Annotated in this window: 14 protein-coding genes; 7 read left to right on the top strand and 7 right to left on the bottom strand. The window is 55.7% G+C overall.

What is annotated here, in order from left to right:
• Positions 1-154 precede the first annotated feature (154 nt).
• The 6 genes from ABC395_RS06915 (at position 155) to ABC395_RS06890 (ending at position 6,376) form a co-directional block, all read left to right on the top strand.
• Positions 155-1,699 carry a catalase gene (locus ABC395_RS06915; protein WP_413006695.1) on the top strand — a complete coding sequence of 515 codons (1,545 nt, stop codon included), beginning with the start codon at positions 155-157 and terminating at the stop codon, positions 1,697-1,699.
• A gap of 511 nt (positions 1,700-2,210) precedes the next feature.
• Complete coding sequence (gene trhO, locus ABC395_RS06910; RefSeq protein WP_413001795.1) at positions 2,211-3,110, top strand: oxygen-dependent tRNA uridine(34) hydroxylase TrhO; 900 nt, start codon at positions 2,211-2,213, stop codon at positions 3,108-3,110.
• A gap of 169 nt (positions 3,111-3,279) precedes the next feature.
• Positions 3,280-4,203, top strand: a complete 924-nt coding sequence (locus ABC395_RS06905; RefSeq protein WP_413001793.1) for a Gfo/Idh/MocA family protein — start codon at positions 3,280-3,282, stop codon at positions 4,201-4,203.
• A 272-nt stretch (positions 4,204-4,475) separates the two neighbouring features.
• A complete protein-coding gene (locus ABC395_RS06900; protein ID WP_413001791.1) occupies positions 4,476-5,027 on the top strand; it encodes a GNAT family N-acetyltransferase in 552 nt (183 codons plus the stop codon).
• A gap of 139 nt (positions 5,028-5,166) precedes the next feature.
• Positions 5,167-6,174, top strand: a complete 1,008-nt coding sequence (locus ABC395_RS06895) for a TIR domain-containing protein (RefSeq protein WP_413001789.1) — start codon at positions 5,167-5,169, stop codon at positions 6,172-6,174.
• 1 nt (position 6,175) lies between these two features.
• Complete coding sequence (locus ABC395_RS06890; RefSeq protein ID WP_413001787.1) at positions 6,176-6,376, top strand: hypothetical protein; 201 nt, start codon at positions 6,176-6,178, stop codon at positions 6,374-6,376.
• 449 nt (positions 6,377-6,825) lie between these two features.
• On the opposite strand, the gene ABC395_RS06885 is transcribed toward ABC395_RS06890, so the two are convergent.
• From ABC395_RS06885 to fucU, 5 genes are all read right to left on the bottom strand, one after another.
• Positions 6,826-7,356, bottom strand: coding sequence for a DinB family protein (locus ABC395_RS06885; RefSeq protein ID WP_413001785.1), 531 nt, complete (start codon positions 7,354-7,356; stop codon positions 6,826-6,828).
• A gap of 344 nt (positions 7,357-7,700) precedes the next feature.
• Positions 7,701-8,363 (bottom strand): class II aldolase/adducin family protein, encoded by a 663-nt coding sequence (locus ABC395_RS06880; RefSeq protein WP_413001783.1) that lies wholly within the window; start codon positions 8,361-8,363, stop codon positions 7,701-7,703.
• Entirely contained in the window at positions 8,356-9,876 is a 1,521-nt protein-coding gene (locus tag ABC395_RS06875; protein ID WP_413001781.1) for a rhamnulokinase, read from the bottom strand. Before ABC395_RS06875 ends, ABC395_RS06880 begins: the two co-directional genes overlap by 8 nt.
• Before the next feature lie 26 nt (positions 9,877-9,902).
• The gene (locus tag ABC395_RS06870) at positions 9,903-11,693 is read right to left on the bottom strand and encodes an L-fucose isomerase (protein WP_413001779.1); all 1,791 of its coding nucleotides are present in this window, start codon (positions 11,691-11,693) and stop codon (positions 9,903-9,905) included.
• Between the two features lie 66 nt (positions 11,694-11,759).
• Complete coding sequence (gene fucU / locus ABC395_RS06865; protein WP_413001777.1) at positions 11,760-12,185, bottom strand: L-fucose mutarotase; 426 nt, start codon at positions 12,183-12,185, stop codon at positions 11,760-11,762.
• 126 nt (positions 12,186-12,311) lie between these two features.
• Between fucU and ABC395_RS06860 the strand changes: the two genes are divergently transcribed.
• Complete coding sequence (locus ABC395_RS06860; RefSeq protein ID WP_413001775.1) at positions 12,312-13,340, top strand: LacI family DNA-binding transcriptional regulator; 1,029 nt, start codon at positions 12,312-12,314, stop codon at positions 13,338-13,340.
• Here ABC395_RS06860 and ABC395_RS06855 read toward each other — a convergent pair.
• Positions 13,335-14,390, bottom strand: a complete 1,056-nt coding sequence (locus ABC395_RS06855; protein ID WP_413001773.1) for a CotH kinase family protein — start codon at positions 14,388-14,390, stop codon at positions 13,335-13,337. The genes ABC395_RS06860 and ABC395_RS06855 overlap by 6 nt on opposite strands.
• Before the next feature lie 118 nt (positions 14,391-14,508).
• Positions 14,509-15,051, bottom strand: coding sequence for a hypothetical protein (locus ABC395_RS06850; protein WP_413001771.1), 543 nt, complete (start codon positions 15,049-15,051; stop codon positions 14,509-14,511).
• Positions 15,052-15,312 lie beyond the last annotated feature (261 nt).

Raw genomic sequence — 15,312 nt, 5'->3', positions numbered from 1 at the left:
CGCATTATGCATAGTTTCGGCCGTCTCTGAAAATAATGGAAACAGCCTAACAAAGCAGGAGGAACTTCACATGAATGACGAAATCAACAACGGCACGGCTGTCACGGGAGTCGGCGGCCCCGCCGATCGAAGGCTCGCCGAAGGCGAACAGGAAATGACGCTGACCAACCGGCAGGGTCATCCGATTACCGATAATCAGAATATCCGCACGGTCGGAAACCGCGGTCCTTCTACATTAGAAAATTACCATTTTCTCGAAAAAATTTCCCATTTCGACCGCGAGAAAATTCCCGAGCGTGTTGTACATGCCCGCGGCGCCGGCGCGCACGGTTATTTTGAAGCGTACGGTAAAGTCGGCGAAGAACCCGTCGCCAAGTATACCCGTGCCAAGCTTTTTCAGAAAGCCGGTAAACAAACGCCGGTATTTGTCCGTTTTTCGACTGTCGTTCACGGCGTTCATTCACCCGAAACACTTCGGGATCCGCGCGGCTTTGCCGTCAAATTTTATACGGAAGACGGAAACTGGGACCTCGTCGGCAACAACCTGAAAATCTTTTTTATCCGCGACCCGCTCAAATTCCCGGACATGGTTCACGCTTTCCGCCCGGACCCGGTTTCCGGTATTCAAAATATGGAGAGAATGTTCGACTTCCTCTCCAACTCCCCGGAAGCGACACATATGGTTACGTTCCTGTTCTCGCCTTGGGGGATTCCCGCCAACTACAGGGAAATGCAGGGCTCCGGCGTCAATACGTACAAATGGGTCAATGCGGACGGCGAGGGTGTGCTGATCAAGTACCACTGGGAACCGATCAATAACGGCATCCGCAACCTTACCCAGAACGAAGCGAATGAAATCCAGGGTAAAAACTACAGCCACGCTACCCAGGATCTGTACGAAGCGATCGAACGCGGCGACTACCCCGAATGGGAGCTCAGCGTTCAAATTCTGAGCGATGACGAGCATCCCGAGCTCGATTTCGATCCGCTTGATCCGACCAAGCTGTGGGATCACGAGAAGTTCCCGTTTCTGCCGGTCGGCAAAATGGTCTTGAACAAAAACCCCGAGAACTACTTCGCGGAAGTTGAACAAGCCGCCTTCGGTACGGGCGTCCTCGTGGACGGGCTGGACTTCTCCGACGACAAGCTCCTCCAGGGGCGCACTTTCTCCTACTCGGATACGCAGCGCCACCGGGTCGGGACCAACTACCTGCAGCTGCCGGTCAACGCTCCGAAGAAGCATGTCGCAACGAACCAGCGTGACGGTCAGATGACATACTTCGTGGACCGGGCGTCCGGACAAAACCCTCATGTCAACTACGAGCCTTCTTCGCTCGGCGGACTCCAGGAAGCGCCGCCCCGCGGCCGGGAACACGAACCCGCTTACAATGCCAAGCTGGTCCGTGAGAAAATCGACCGGCCGAACGATTTCGGACAGGCCGGAGACACGTACCGGAAGTTTGAGCAGTGGGAAAAAGACGAGCTGATCTCCAATCTCGTCAACAATCTCAAGATCTGTAGACCCGTCATCCGGGACAAAATGGTAGAATATTTCACCCAGGCGGATGCGGAATACGGGCGCCGCGTAGCGGAGGAGTTGAGCAAGGCTGCTGCCTCGTCCGAGCATATGGGAACCGTCGAAAACCGGGAAGGCGCGGATAAAGCGGAACAATCCGGCCGTAAAACGGACGGCTATTAAGATGGACGGACGCGAGTGCTAAGTAAAACGGGGAACAGGAAAAACTGTTCTCCGGTTTGTGTTTTTGTGCTGGAAGCCGCGTGTTTGCTTTAGGTGTCTGGTCTTTGGTGTCTGGTCTTTGGTGTCTGGTCTTTGGTGTCTAGTGTTTGCTCTCGGTGTTTGCTCTCGGTGTCTGGTCCTGAGTGCTTGCTGCTTGGTCATACTTTGGCAGTCTTTCGTTCTTTCCTTTGGGGCCTCTTCTCAGCCACTTTTGCCGTTTATGTCGGCAGTATTTTGCACATAACTAATAATAGAAGCTTTATTTTTGCACACGGCAAAATATCCTATCACTTTCCACTTCCATTTAGGAAACATACAGGTTTACTAAGTCGGGAATATCTTCTATAATAGATGCATGAATCCTCAAGTTACTCCTCAACAACGGTAGGAAAGGGCGCTCCCTTTTCTACCGTTGTTGATTGAACGCAGCCTTTTCTTCTTAAAACTTCAGATTAGACAGGTGGTATTTACCATGAACGATACGCAGCAGCCTTATCGCATTTTGCTTTACTATAAATTCGTCCCGATTGCAAATCCCGAAGAATTCGCCGCCGAGCACCGGAAATACTGCAAAAATCTCGGTCTGAAAGGCCGCATTCTGATTGCCGCCGAAGGCATCAACGGGACTGTGTCCGGTACGGTCGAGCAGACGGAGCAGTATATGGCGGATATGCATGCCAACCCTCTTTTTGCCGATATGGTGTTCAAAACCGATCCGTCCGATGAGCATGCTTTCAGAAAAATGTTCGTCCGCTACAAAAAAGAACTGGTCACCTTCCGTTACGAGGAAGAGCTGGACCCTAACGTGATCAGCGGAAAAAGATTGTCTCCGGCCGAGTTCCACGAGCAGCTCCAAAACGAAGACGTCATCGTCCTCGACGGCCGCAGCAACTATGAGTACGACTTGGGCCACTTCCGCAACGCGATCCGTCCCGATGTGGAAGCGTTCCGCGAGTTCCCCGACTGGATCCGGGAGAACATGGCCGATCTTAAGGACAAACCGATCCTTACGTACTGTACGGGCGGAATCCGCTGCGAGAAGCTGACCGGCTTCCTGATCAAGGAAGGCTTCAAAGATGTCGCGCAGCTCGAAGGCGGCATCGTTACTTACGGGCAGGACCCGGAAGTGAAAGGAAGACTTTTCGACGGCAAATGTTACGTCTTCGACGAGCGCATTTCGGTACCGATCAATCATACCGATGAAGATATTATCGTGGGCAAATGCCATCACTGCGGCAAGCCTGCCGACACGTTCATCAACTGCGCGAACGACTTCTGTCATCTCCAGCACATCTGCTGCCCGGAATGCGAAGAAGAGCACAGCGGCTGCTGCTCGGACAAATGCGAGGAACTCGTTCTTTCCGCGCGTTAAGCGGCTTCCAGGAAGGCGCATGACAGACCTGACTGAAGCGGACCGAAGCGCCGCCGAGAAAACCCCGGACCGTCTCCGTCAAGGAGACCGGCCCGGGGTTTTCTTTTTTGCGGGAAAGAGCTGCGGAGTTCCGCTATAATGGAAAGAGAACCTACGAGGAGGAGACTTTATGCGCATTGGTATTATCGGGCTAGGCGATATCGCCCGCAAAGCTTATTTGCCGGTGATTACCGCAAGAAACGATGTGGAGCTTATTTTCTGCACGCGGAATACCGCCACCCTGGAGCAGCTTGCTTCCACTTACCGGATAAGCGAAACCGTCACGGAGGTCGGCGAGCTGATCAGCCGGGGCATCCGCGCGGCATTCGTCCATTCATCCACGGAATCCCATGCGGAGATAACGAAGCAGCTTCTGCAAAACGGCGTTCACGTTTATGTGGACAAGCCTATCGCCTATACATACGAGGAGTCGTTGGAGCTTACGGAGCTTGCCGAAGAAAAGGGCCTTATTCTGATGGTCGGCTTCAACCGGCGCTTCGCCCCCCTCTACGTCTCCGTTAAAGAAAAATCGTCACCGAACCTGATTCTGATGCAAAAAAACCGTCCCCACTCCCCCGATTTTGCGCGCCGGTTCATCCTCGACGATTTTATTCATGTCGTCGATACGCTCCGCTACCTGGTGCCGGGAGACGTCCGGGAAGTTAACGTCACCTCCCATCAGCAGGACGGCAAACTGTACCATGTGATGCTCCAGCTCAGCGGCGACGGCTATACGGCCGTCGGTATCATGAACCGGGACAGCGGCAGCAGCGAAGAAACCGTGGAAGTGATCGGCGGCGGCCGCAAATGGTCGGTGAAAGATCTCAATACCGCTGTAGAGCTGGCGGACGGCGGCGAGCAGCATTACAAATTCAACGATTGGGACCCCGTCCTGCACCGCCGTGGTTTCCATGCCGTCATCGATCATTTTATCCGGACGGTAAAAGAGGGCAGACAGCCCGTACAGTCAACGCGGGATGCGCTCGAAACCCACCGCCTCTGCGAGGAGATCGTCAAGGAACTTGAAAAACAGGGAGTATCCGCCTGGGGGTAAGACGCCCGATTTCCCGGCGGATCGTCGGAACGGCAGGTCTTTTAACTGACGCCTGTTCTCTTATCCGGCGTTTGAAATCCTCCTGTTTCGTTTGAACGAATCCGTTTTCGCTTAAACTAAGAAAGAGTGCCTCCCCTTTCGGGAGGCGGCGCTCTTTCTTTTTGTTTCTCAAACAGACTCGCCTTCTTTACCGGCTTCCTTATGTTGTTCTGTCCTTCTCATTCAGCACGCCGAGAGTTTCTATATTTCCGGACCGGAGGTACTCCTGACACATGAACATCATCACGACCACACAGTGGAACGAAGAGCTTTGGCGGGAAGCGGAGCCCCTGTACAACGAGGCTTTCCCCGATCACGGAAGGAAGCCCATCCCGATCATCCGTCAGATGTTCGAAAGGAAGCTCTGCTTCCTTCATCTCGGCATTACCCGAGGTAAGACCGCCGCTATGGCGATTACCGGAGAGCTCCCGTCGGTCGGGGCGCTTCTGATCGACTACATCGCGGTCCGTCAGGAGTGCCGGGGGCAGGGCACCGGACGGCATTTTATAGAAGAGCTTAAAAATTGGACCCGCGAGGAGCGCGGCCTCAGCGGCATGCTGATCGAAGCGGAGGCGGGCGATGGGCCCGGCCACCGGAGCCGGCGGCGTTTCTGGGAAGCCTGCGGGTTTCATTTGACGGACTACGTTCACGAATACAGCTGGGTGCCGGAGAGCTACCAGGCGATGTATGTGAATTTAAGCCCCGAAGGAAAGCTCCCCGCCGACGGCCGGCTTCTTTTTGAGTGCATCACCGACTTTCATAAAAGGTCGTATCAGCGCAAATAATCGGCTTAGGCATAGGCATAGGCGGATCGTCTCCCGCTGCTCCTCCTGGACCTCGTCCTACTTCTGCCGCATGGACAAATGAACTCCCGTGCGCTATTTTTAAAGAAGCAGGCGACTTTTTTGGTAAAAAGGAGTACGTATGAACCAACAACGGAAACCGAAAGTGTTTATCGGTTCTTCCAGAGAAGCGATTCCTATCGCGGAAGGTGTATTGGAAAACCTCTCCCCCGTCGCGCAGGTAAACCCCTGGTTTGCCGGTGCTTTCAACCCCGGGCGGTACACCATGGAAGATTTGGATAAACAGGTGCAAAGCAACGATTTCGCTCTTTTCATTCTATCGACGGACGACGTCGTTCAAATCCGCGGCAAGCAGTATGCTTCGGCCAGAGACAATACGATTTTCGAAATGGGGCTTTTTATGAGCCGCCTGGGCAGGGAACGCGTCTTCTTCCTTCTGCCGGATCATATTCCTGAAAGCGTTAACGAAACGGCTGTGGGCGGGCTGCGGACCCCCTCGGACTTGTTCGGGGTCAATGCCCTGACGTTCGAAATCCGTACCGAACCCGATGAGTGGGTTCAAGCAACGGCCGCGGCCTGCAGCACCGTAAAAAGAAAAATGCGCGAATTGGGCTGCCTGTCGGAGCAGCCGTCAGTCTCCCAGCTCGCACGCATTCTTCGTCTTTTTCGTACCCTGTTAAAAGGGGCTGCTTTCAAACCGGAGGAAGAAGATTTCCTCCAGACGCTGAGCGAAGGAATCCGGATCTCCTACACGTGTCCGCCCCAGTTTACGGTTAAAGGCGTCACGATTCACATCGCGGAGCAGGACGAGTGGATCAAGCAGGTGGCAGGCACCTCCAACATCGGCATGATGAACCGGATTTATCCCCTGACGGCCAATGAAAATCTGGGTCCCGGAGACAAGCGCATCCTTGTGGTGGACGCTCATTTGAACAACAGAGTCACGATGAATCTGCACTCCTCTTCCATTGAAAATGAATATTTGATATGTTATCCTTTAGCTAAGAAGGTTGTGCTGACCGTGCATATGATCGGTCAGGATACATTAAGCTCGGAGCAGTTGAATAAGATAACCGTCCTGAACGGACAATTGATCAGTTCGGTAAACGATTTATTGGGAGGGGAATAAGATGAAACCGGTCAGAAACAGATCGAACAGCGGATTAAAGCGTCGTCGATCCACCAAATCCGCCGGCAAAGTCACGGCCCAGCGGAACTCATCGGGTCATATTTATTCCATCGGTCCTTCCGTGGACGGGAAAGAGCAGTCTTTCCAGCTTCTTCTGGAGAAAGAAGCCGTGTACGAAACTCCCGTCTATCTTCAAGGCTGATGCCTTACAGAATGAAAAAACCGCTCCTTTCATGGCGAAGGAGCGGTTTTTTTGCCGTTCGGGCGTACGTGTATTCGTGCGCCCCAGTTCGGGGGTATCCGTTTGTCCGTGTATTCGTGCACCTCAGTTCCGGGTATCCGTTGGTCCGCATATTTGTCACCTTAGTTCGGGGTATCCGTTTACCCTGATACCGGTAACCCGTCTATCCGTGTATGGTGCATCCGGGTACCCGGTTATCCCGATTTGGCAATGGCCGGCGGCAGTATAAAACTGTGGAAACACTGAGGTAAGTAAGATGTTGCAATGGTTGGATGGTTGGATGGTTTCGATGGTTCGATTTCAATGGCTGGATGTTTCGATGCGAGGATGGCATACGGATACATTCGTTTCTGGATGAACGGAATCGCAGAAGCCCGCTCTCCGTCCCCTCGTCCGGCATCGCTTATCCGTTAATCCGAATGTACCCCTCGGATCCGTTTCAACTGATGGATATGCCCCCACTCGTGGACCGCGCTAAACTGCAGCCACTGGCAGGCATTCAGCTCCACCCCGAGTGGATGCCGGGACACCAGACTGTTCGTCTCTCTTGCGGCCAATAGCGGCAAAAGCGCTTTTAGCCTGCCGCGAACCTCCGCAAGCCGGTCCAGCCCGTCTTCATACGCCACTTTTCCGGTAGGAAATGCGGACGGCGGAGATGTTTTTGGCGTGCCGAGAAGCCCTTTTTGCTCGAACAGCGCCATGACGTCCACGAGCTTCCGGTCCTCAGGCTCGGATGGACGGACAGCTTCGCCACTCAGCAGCCTACCGATTTCGGCGATGACCTGCTCTTCCACGATGCTCAGGTGCTCGATGATCTGGGCCGGGTTCCAGCCGCCTTCATACTCGCTTAGGTGCCGTTCTTCCGGCCCGAAAGCGTCCAGCGCCGCCAGAAGCTCCCGTCTTTTTTTGTCCAGAAAGGGTTCCAGCTCGGAAAAAATCATGCGTCCCGCCTCCTTGTTTATAAACGCTCTTCTCTCCCCATCATAGCGCGTTCCCGCGTTTTCTTCATCCGCCTTATGAAGGACTTTCATTTATTTACGTAAAAATGCACCGCCAATCGCAGCGACCGGTATACACACGGGGTGGTTTCCGGTATCCGCTAAATGGAGGTGCGTTCAAGCGGCTGCCCGCTTTTTGCACGATTGATTTCGATGCGCCGAACAGGCTGCCCGCGCTTTGCATGTATCAGCCGGCGGCACTGAGCCTAAAGCCATCCGGGGACCGCCATCCGGCAAAAAGCCGGACAGCGTCCGGACAATAGCCGAACAGCGGCCTGTCTCCGAAGCTACTCTTTCATATTTTGAAGCAGCTGAACCCGGTAAGCTTCGCTTTCCAGCCCCTGAATCTCTTTGTATTCCTCTTCCGTCAGCCTTCTGGGCTCTCCGACCGATTTGGCGATCATATAAATTTTCACGCTCTCTTCCATCACTTCGGTCCGGTAGTAAGCTTCCCGGAGATTTTTGCCCGTGGTCACCAGACCGTGATTTTTAAGCAGCATAGAGCTGTAACGGTCCGCTTTCTCCGCCACAAGATGAGCGAGTTTGTCCGTCGTGGGCACCACGTAAGGAATGAACGCGACATCTCCTACGAGAGCCGCCTGATCCGGAAAAAGCATAGGCAGCTCGTCGCCCACGAGCGTCAGGGCAATGCAGTAGGCGGGATGCGTATGCACGATAGCCTGAAGCAGGGGATTCACCCGGTAGCAGAACAGATGCATGAGCACTTCGGATGAAGGACGGAAAGCGGTATCTCCGATTTCTCCGGTAGGAATATGGACCGGCACCCATTGATGCGGCTCGATATCTTCCAGCGCAAATCCGCTGGGTGACAAGTACATATAATCCCCGTGCCGTGCGCTGATGTTGCCTCCGGGGCCGACCACGAGACCTTTCGCTACGCTTTTGGCGGCGTACTTCGTCAATTCTTCTCTGATTTTCCGTTCAGTCATTTCCGGTCACGCTCCTCTCGGGATGATGGGATGTAATCTTCCTGTAGCGCGCATAAGCGTCCTGCCACCGGCCGGTGTCCTCGGGAGAATACAAATCCGGCGGAAACGAGGCCAGCACGACCTGCCGCATTTCGTCGCGGGTATGCAGCTCGCCGCGGGCCTTCGCCTGCATGAGCAGGCTGCCGACGGCGGTCGCCTCGACGGGCCCCGCGATGACGCACCGGCCGGTGACATTCGCCGTCAGCTGGCAGAGCAGCCGGTTGCGGATGCCTCCGCCGACCATATGGACGGCGTCCAGCCTGCGGCCCAGCAGCTCCTCGATTTCGTGCAGAGTCTGGCAAAATTTCATCGCCAGACTTTCCACGATGCAGCGGATCATCTGCGCCTTCGTCTGCGGAACGGGCTGGCCGGTCTGCGCACAGCGGATGCGGATGCGCTCCGGCATGTTCCCCGGCGCCAGGAAGAAGGGGTCTTCCGGATCAACGTACGCTGCCGCCGCTTCTTCTCCCGCCGCCATCGCCTGCATGTCCGCGAAGGTGAGCGCTTCGCCTTCCAATTCCCAGAACCGGCGGCATTCCTGGAGAAGCCACAGGCCCATGATGTTCTTCTGCAGCCGGATGCGTCCGTCCGCTCCGCCTTCATTCGTGAAGGCGAGTTTCCGGCTCCGTTCGGTGATGACGGGCCGGTCCGTCTCTACCCCCATCAGCGACCAGGTGCCGCAGCTGATAAACGCATAGCTCCCGCCGGCCTGCGCGGGGACGGACATTACGGCCGAAGCCGTGTCATGCGAAGCTGCCGCCACGACCGGGAAGCTGCGCATCTGCAGCTCCTCGGCCAATGCGGCGCGCAGGCTGCCGGCGGTTGTACCCGGCATCACGACGGGAGGGAACATCGCCCGCGGATGCGGAAGCAGGGCAAGCACTTCTTCATCCCAGCCGCGCAGCTGCGGGTCGAGCAGGCCGGACGTGCTGGCGATGGTGTATTCCGCCGAAATTTCTCCGCACAAATAATAGCGGAACAAATCGGGCATGAACAGCATCCGCACATCCTCGCCGGCCAGACATGCACCCTCCCCTTCCGCCTCCAGCTGAAACAGCGTGTTGATGGACTGGGTCTGGATGCCTGTGCGCCGGTACAGTTCTTCTTCCGGCATCCGGCCCAGCACGCGCTTCATCGCGGACTCGTTTCGTGAGTCCCGGTAGTGGTATGGATTACCCAGCAGCCTGCCCCTCCCGTCCACCAGCCCGTAATCCACGCCCCACGTGTCTACGGCAAGCGAAGCGGGAGCCTCCCCCGTAAACGGCTTGCAGGCACGGATGCCTTGCAGCATCTCGTGAAACAGCCTCAGAAAATCCCAGTGAAGACCGCCGCCAAGCCTGACGGGATCATTGGAAAAGCGGTGGATTTCCTCAACAGCCAGGCGCGATCCGTTGTAAGTACCGAGGACCGTCCGTCCGCTGCTCGCTCCGAAATCCACAGCCAGCATGTGAAGGCCGTTCTTTTCTACTCCCATGAAAAGTCTCCCTTCCTGTCCGGCTTCTAGTTATACAACGGACCGAAGTTTGCGCATGCGCGGAAGTCCGCCGCTTCTTCGTCCCGGGTCCCGAAAGAGCTCCATACGCGCGGCCGGAATATATTTTTCTCATCGACGTTGTGCATGGAAACGGGAATTCTCAGCATCGATGCCAGCGTGAGGAGATCGGCTCCGATGTGCCCGTAAGAGATGGAACCGTGATTGGAGCCCCAGTTGTCCATCACGGAATACACGTCGCGGAAAGAACCTTCCCCTGTCAGCATCGGCGCGAACCACGTCGTCGGCCACGTGGGATCGGTCCGCTTATCCAGCGCGTCGTGCACGTGCTCCGGCAGATCGACGGTGTAGCCCTCGGCAAGCTGAAGCACGGGACCGAGACCCTTCACCAGATTGATCCGGGACATCGTGACGGGCATTCCGCCCTTCGTCAGGAAGTCCGACGAGTAGCCGCCTCCCCGGAAATACTCCACGGCCGCGGGCCGCCAGGACGTTTCGCCGAGGCACTTGCCCACCTCTTCCTCCGTAATCTCCCAATAAGGCTTCATGGCGGGCGCACCGTCCCGGGATTGCTGCCCCGTACCGTCCAGTGCGGCCGGACCGGAATTGATGAGATGAAGAACCCCTTGCTCCGCGGCGCCTTCCAGTGTATAACCCGTTACCCTCTTCACCGATTCGGGGCTCCAGTAGGTCCGGACGTCCGCGAAAATTTGGGCGGTATGCGTCAGAAGATATCCCATCAGCATCGCAACGCCGTTTAAACTGTCGTTCTCTGTGGCTACGAGATAGGGCGCCCTTCTTCCGTTCCAGTCAAAAGAGCTGTTCAGAATCGCTTCCATGAAATCCCCGTTCGGAAAATGATCCGTCCAGTGGCGCTGACCCTGGAAGCCGGACAAGATCGCGTTATGCCCCATCGCTTCCTCACCGAAACCGAGCTCGGCCAGCTTAGGGTTTCCGGTCATCAGATCTCGGACGATCAGGGACATTTTGACGACGGTTTCCCAATCCTTGTCTTTACGTTCCCGCGAAGTTTGGATGGCGGCAGGATTGTTGTCGGGGCCTTCCTTGCAGTTGTCCTTCACCCAGGCGAGAGCGATCCCGAACTCCTCCTTGTCGTAGATCTCTTCCTCCATCCGGCGGACCAGCTCCGACATATCCACATATTCATTGCGCATGCCGAGATAATTCTGGAAAAGTTCTTCATTGACGATCGAACCCGCAATTCCCATGGACACGGAGCCGACGGACAAGTAAGAGGTTCCTTTCATTACCGCCACGGCCAGTGCCGCTCTTCCAAAACGGAGCAGCTTCTCCCTCACGTCTTCCGGAATGTCGGACGTGCCCGCGTCCTGCACATCCTTGCCATAAATGCCGAACGCCGGAATCCCTTTCTGCGCATGGGCCGAAAGCACGGCGGCCAAATAAACGGCGCCCGGACGCTCCGTCCCGTTGAAGCCCCAAATCGCATTCGGAATGGAGGCGTTCATATCCATCGTCTCGGTTCCGTAGCACCAGCAAGGAGTCACGGTGACGGTTACGCCCACGCCCGACCGCGCGAATTTGTCCGCAGCCGCGGCCGCTTCCGCCACGCCGCCGATGCATGTGTCGGCAATGACGCATTCCACCGGCGTTCCGTCGGGATAGCGCAAATGATCGCTGAGCAGAGCGGCCGCCGCCTTGGCCATGTTCATCGTCTGTTCCTCAAGCGATTCGCGTACCCCTTTGCGGCGTCCGTCGATGGTCGGACGAATACCTATTTTCGGGAATGGACGGCTCCATCTGTGTTCACGGTTGTTCATTTGATCTTCCTCCTCGTTAGAGTTATCGATAAACCATTGTCTATAAAGGGATCTTACTCAGACCAATCAAGTAACTACACCTTTTCTTAAAATAACGTTGGCATATAAAGCGCTTTCACTAGTGGCGGCAATGGCATAAGCTTCCTTAGCCCGTTCGTAGAAAGCGAATCGCTCCAGCTGTCCGATCTTGACGGCAGGGAGATGCTTTCCGATCACTTCGGCATACGTTTCCCAAATTACCGGCTGAACCGGATCGCCCGGAACGACTGCCATAAGCGTAACCGGCTGATCTCCGTATGTATCGAGCGGAAATAAGGCAAGAACCGCCTCCAACAGCTCAGGCACGCCGTGACCGTCGCAGCGGACGAGACGTCTGGCATGGCTCGCCGCCGGAAAGTTGCCGTCCCCCAGGACGATTTCGTCACCGTGGCCCATTTCCATCAGCACTTTCAGGAGTTCCGGCGAAAGAATGGATGGAATTCCTTTCAGCATCCGTTTGTCTCCTCTCTGTAATTCAAATAGAGTTACCGATAACACAAAATTAACAGCTGCCTCTCTTGCTGTCAACGATTTTCTTTTATACAATTAATTCACTTAAGCATGAAAAGGTGATAACGATTGATTACAATCTATGATATAGCCGAAAAGGCAAATGTTTCCGCCATGACCGTTTCCAGAGTTATCAATAACTCGGGAAGAATCAGCGAGGCGACGCGCAAGCGCGTACGCAAGGTGATGGAGGAGCTGAATTATATCCCCAATTCCATGGCACGCGGCCTCGTGCTGCAAAAAACGAAGCTGCTGTCGCTGCTGATCACGGATATTACGAATCCTTTCTACACGACGATTGCGCGGGGAGCCGAGGACACGGCGAAGCGGTCCGGCTACAAGCTTCTGTTCGGCAACAGCGACGAGGATTACGGCAAGGAAAAAGATTATGTCGAAATGATCCTATCGACCCGGGTGGACGGCGTCCTGTTCGCGCCTACCGGAGACGCTTCCCTTGATCAGCTGCGCCAGCTGCAAAAGCACGGCATTCCGTTCGTGATTCTGGACCGTGAAGTTCCCGGGATCGAAACGGATGTCGTCTTGGGCGACAGTAAAGAAGGAGCGAGAAAACTTGTCGAGCATCTGATCGGCCTCGGGCACCGGCGCATCGCTCTGGTCAACGGTTCGCCCGATGTTTCCACGGCCCGGCTCAGGTATACCGGCTACAGGGAAGCTCATCTGCTCGCCGGACTGCCGCTCGACGATAGCCTGATCGTGTCGCTGAATTACCGCGAGTTTCAGGACGAAGCCTCGCTGCAGGCGCTGCTCGCGCTCCCTTCCCCGCCGACGGCGATTTTCGCGGCCAACAACCTGCTCGCCGTAGGAATTATTCAAGCGCTCCGCCAGAGAGGCTTGTCCGTGCCGGGAGAGATGTCGGTCGTCTGCTTCGACGATTTCGGTCCGGCCGAAACCGTCAATCCTTTTCTGACCGTAGCCTCCCAGCCCGCCTACCAGTTCGGAGCCCTCGGCATGCAGCTTCTGATCGAACGGATCGAGAACGGCCCCGGTTCGGAGAGCCGCAAAATCATGCTGCCCTCCGAACTTCTCGTCCGTTCCTCGACCCGGGCATGGACCGGCGGTTCCCCCGCTGATTTATAACAGCCGGATTCCTTCCCGGATATCCTGCCGCCGGTCCCGGATATACCGCTCGATCACGTCAGGCTCCGAACGGAACAAGGACAGGCCGTTTTGGCGTCCGGGGTCTTTATATACGTCCCGGGCGATGTGTCCGTGCATCTCGTACACAACCGGCATGATCCGTTCCTTTGTAAACGCCGTATCCGTAAGCTGCTTCAGAAGAGCTTTATACCGCTGCCGCGCCTCCTTGCTTTCCAGCACTTTTTCGGTCAAATCGTTATAGCCCGTGATCCTGACGAGATTACTGCTCACTCTTTTCCCGTAACAATTGCGTCCCCAGGTGCCCTCATAATCCCAAGGAATCATCCGGTACTTTCCGGTCGGTTTGTGCTCGTAGATCGCGTAATTGTGCTCAAATCCGTCATAATTCCCCGTCATCACGGCTCCGGCCAGCCATCGCAAGTAATTGTCGAGATCCACGTGCTTCTCCAGAAAAACCTTCAGCCGGTCTCCCTTCAGAGCATGCAGGGACTGGATGAACGCCTTCATCTTCTCCCGGTCCCCACCCGTTCCGATAATGAGATCATATCCGGCAAACAGGGTCTTTTTGCGCTTGCGGGTATCCGGATCTTTCAGTGAAAAGTTCGCCCGGTCGTTGCTCGCATACATAAGAGACTTCATAAGAATGCCCCTCCGCCGGAAAAAAGACCGCTTAACCGCCTCGATCAGCACATACACGCCTTCGTTTCTGCCGTCGATCGTCAGCACGACATGGCGGGTATGCGGACTCGGCACGCCTATCATCCGGAAAAAACGGAACGACAGCGCGTTGCGGATCAGTGAAGGATCGTCGTATTCCGCATTCAGATGATAGGTCCTGCCCTTTATCCGGAGTTCATACGATTTCTTCGCATATTCACGGGTATGCCCGCCGCGGTATCCGATTCGGATAGGGATGCTGCCGCTCCCGTCCGATAGAATCGCCGGTACGAACCGGCTGCTCCACACGTTTTGCCGCAGTTTACGGTCCGCTCCGGAACCGACAGTTAGTTGAAAATGAGGAAGCGACATAAGATTCTTCCGCCTTTCGCTATAAGAAAACAGCCTATCCGTCGGGATAGGCTGTTCTCGTTACGTTACCTTATGCGAAGTGCAGGTGTGGCGGCACGGCGGTTGCCTTACTTCTGCCTCATTCGGCGGTGCGGTCGGAATGTTTAGCAGCCTTTCGATTTGCCTCCCGTACGGCCATGCGTGCGGTTGCCGCCTGTGCGGCCTCCAGTCCGGTTGCCTCCCGTACGGACATGCGTACGTTTGCCTCCTGTGCGGCCTCCTGTCCGGTTGCCTCCCGTATGACCATGCGTATGGTTGCCCCCTGTGCGGCCTCCAGTCCGGTTGCCTCCCGTATGACCATGCGTGCGGTTGCCTCCCGTATGGCCTCCAGTCCGGTTGCCTCCCGTATGACCATGCGTACGGTTGCCCCCCGTGCGGCCTCCTGTCCGGTTGCCTCCCGTATGACCATGCGTACGGTTGCCTCCTGTACGGCCTCCAGTCCGGTTGCCTCCCGTATGACCATGCGTACGGTTGCCTCCTGTACGCCCTCCTGTCCGGTTGCCTCCCGTATGACCATGCGTACGGTTGCCTCCTGTACGGCCTCCAGTCCGATTACCCCCTGTGCGGCCTCCCGTACGGTTGCCTCCTGAGCGGCCATGCGAACGGTGTCCATGCGAGCCATGAGGTCCTCTCAAGCTCGTAACCGCCTGAGCTTGCTCGTCGCTGGCCCACCAGTCTTCGAATAAATCCGGAAATTCTGTCATGTGATGTTCCTCCTTCTATTAAGATAGTACATCTTATGAAGGTGCTTTCCGGTTGGTATGGTTATTGGTACTCGCTTGTTCGAATTGAGAGTTTGTCCTCTAGCATTTGTTCTAGCACCACAAGCGGAATCAAAAAAAAATAGATAGACAACCAGTACCGTTTCTTATCCGGCACATAT

The sequence above is a fragment of the Paenibacillus canaveralius genome (assembly GCF_047238265.1).
GTDB lineage: Bacteria > Bacillota > Bacilli > Paenibacillales > NBRC-103111 > Paenibacillus_F.
This window is presented reverse-complemented; position numbering and strand designations above follow the sequence as displayed.

Bases quoted from the DNA above. Each gene is read 5' to 3' on its own strand.
- ABC395_RS06915 (WP_413006695.1), top strand. From the start codon at position 155: ATGACGCTGACCAACCGGCAGGGTCATCCGATTACCGATAATCAGAAT.
- trhO (WP_413001795.1), top strand. From the start codon at position 2,211: ATGAACGATACGCAGCAGCCTTATCGCATTTTGCTTTACTATAAATTC.
- ABC395_RS06905 (WP_413001793.1), top strand. From the start codon at position 3,280: ATGCGCATTGGTATTATCGGGCTAGGCGATATCGCCCGCAAAGCTTAT.
- ABC395_RS06900 (WP_413001791.1), top strand. From the start codon at position 4,476: ATGAACATCATCACGACCACACAGTGGAACGAAGAGCTTTGGCGGGAA.
- ABC395_RS06895 (WP_413001789.1), top strand. From the start codon at position 5,167: ATGAACCAACAACGGAAACCGAAAGTGTTTATCGGTTCTTCCAGAGAA.
- ABC395_RS06890 (WP_413001787.1), top strand. From the start codon at position 6,176: ATGAAACCGGTCAGAAACAGATCGAACAGCGGATTAAAGCGTCGTCGA.
- ABC395_RS06885 (WP_413001785.1), bottom strand. From the start codon at position 7,356: ATGATTTTTTCCGAGCTGGAACCCTTTCTGGACAAAAAAAGACGGGAG.
- ABC395_RS06880 (WP_413001783.1), bottom strand. From the start codon at position 8,363: ATGACTGAACGGAAAATCAGAGAAGAATTGACGAAGTACGCCGCCAAA.
- ABC395_RS06875 (WP_413001781.1), bottom strand. From the start codon at position 9,876: ATGGGAGTAGAAAAGAACGGCCTTCACATGCTGGCTGTGGATTTCGGA.
- ABC395_RS06870 (WP_413001779.1), bottom strand. From the start codon at position 11,693: ATGAACAACCGTGAACACAGATGGAGCCGTCCATTCCCGAAAATAGGT.
- fucU (WP_413001777.1), bottom strand. From the start codon at position 12,185: ATGCTGAAAGGAATTCCATCCATTCTTTCGCCGGAACTCCTGAAAGTG.
- ABC395_RS06855 (WP_413001773.1), bottom strand. From the start codon at position 14,390: ATGTCGCTTCCTCATTTTCAACTAACTGTCGGTTCCGGAGCGGACCGT.
- ABC395_RS06850 (WP_413001771.1), bottom strand. From the start codon at position 15,051: ATGGCTCGCATGGACACCGTTCGCATGGCCGCTCAGGAGGCAACCGTA.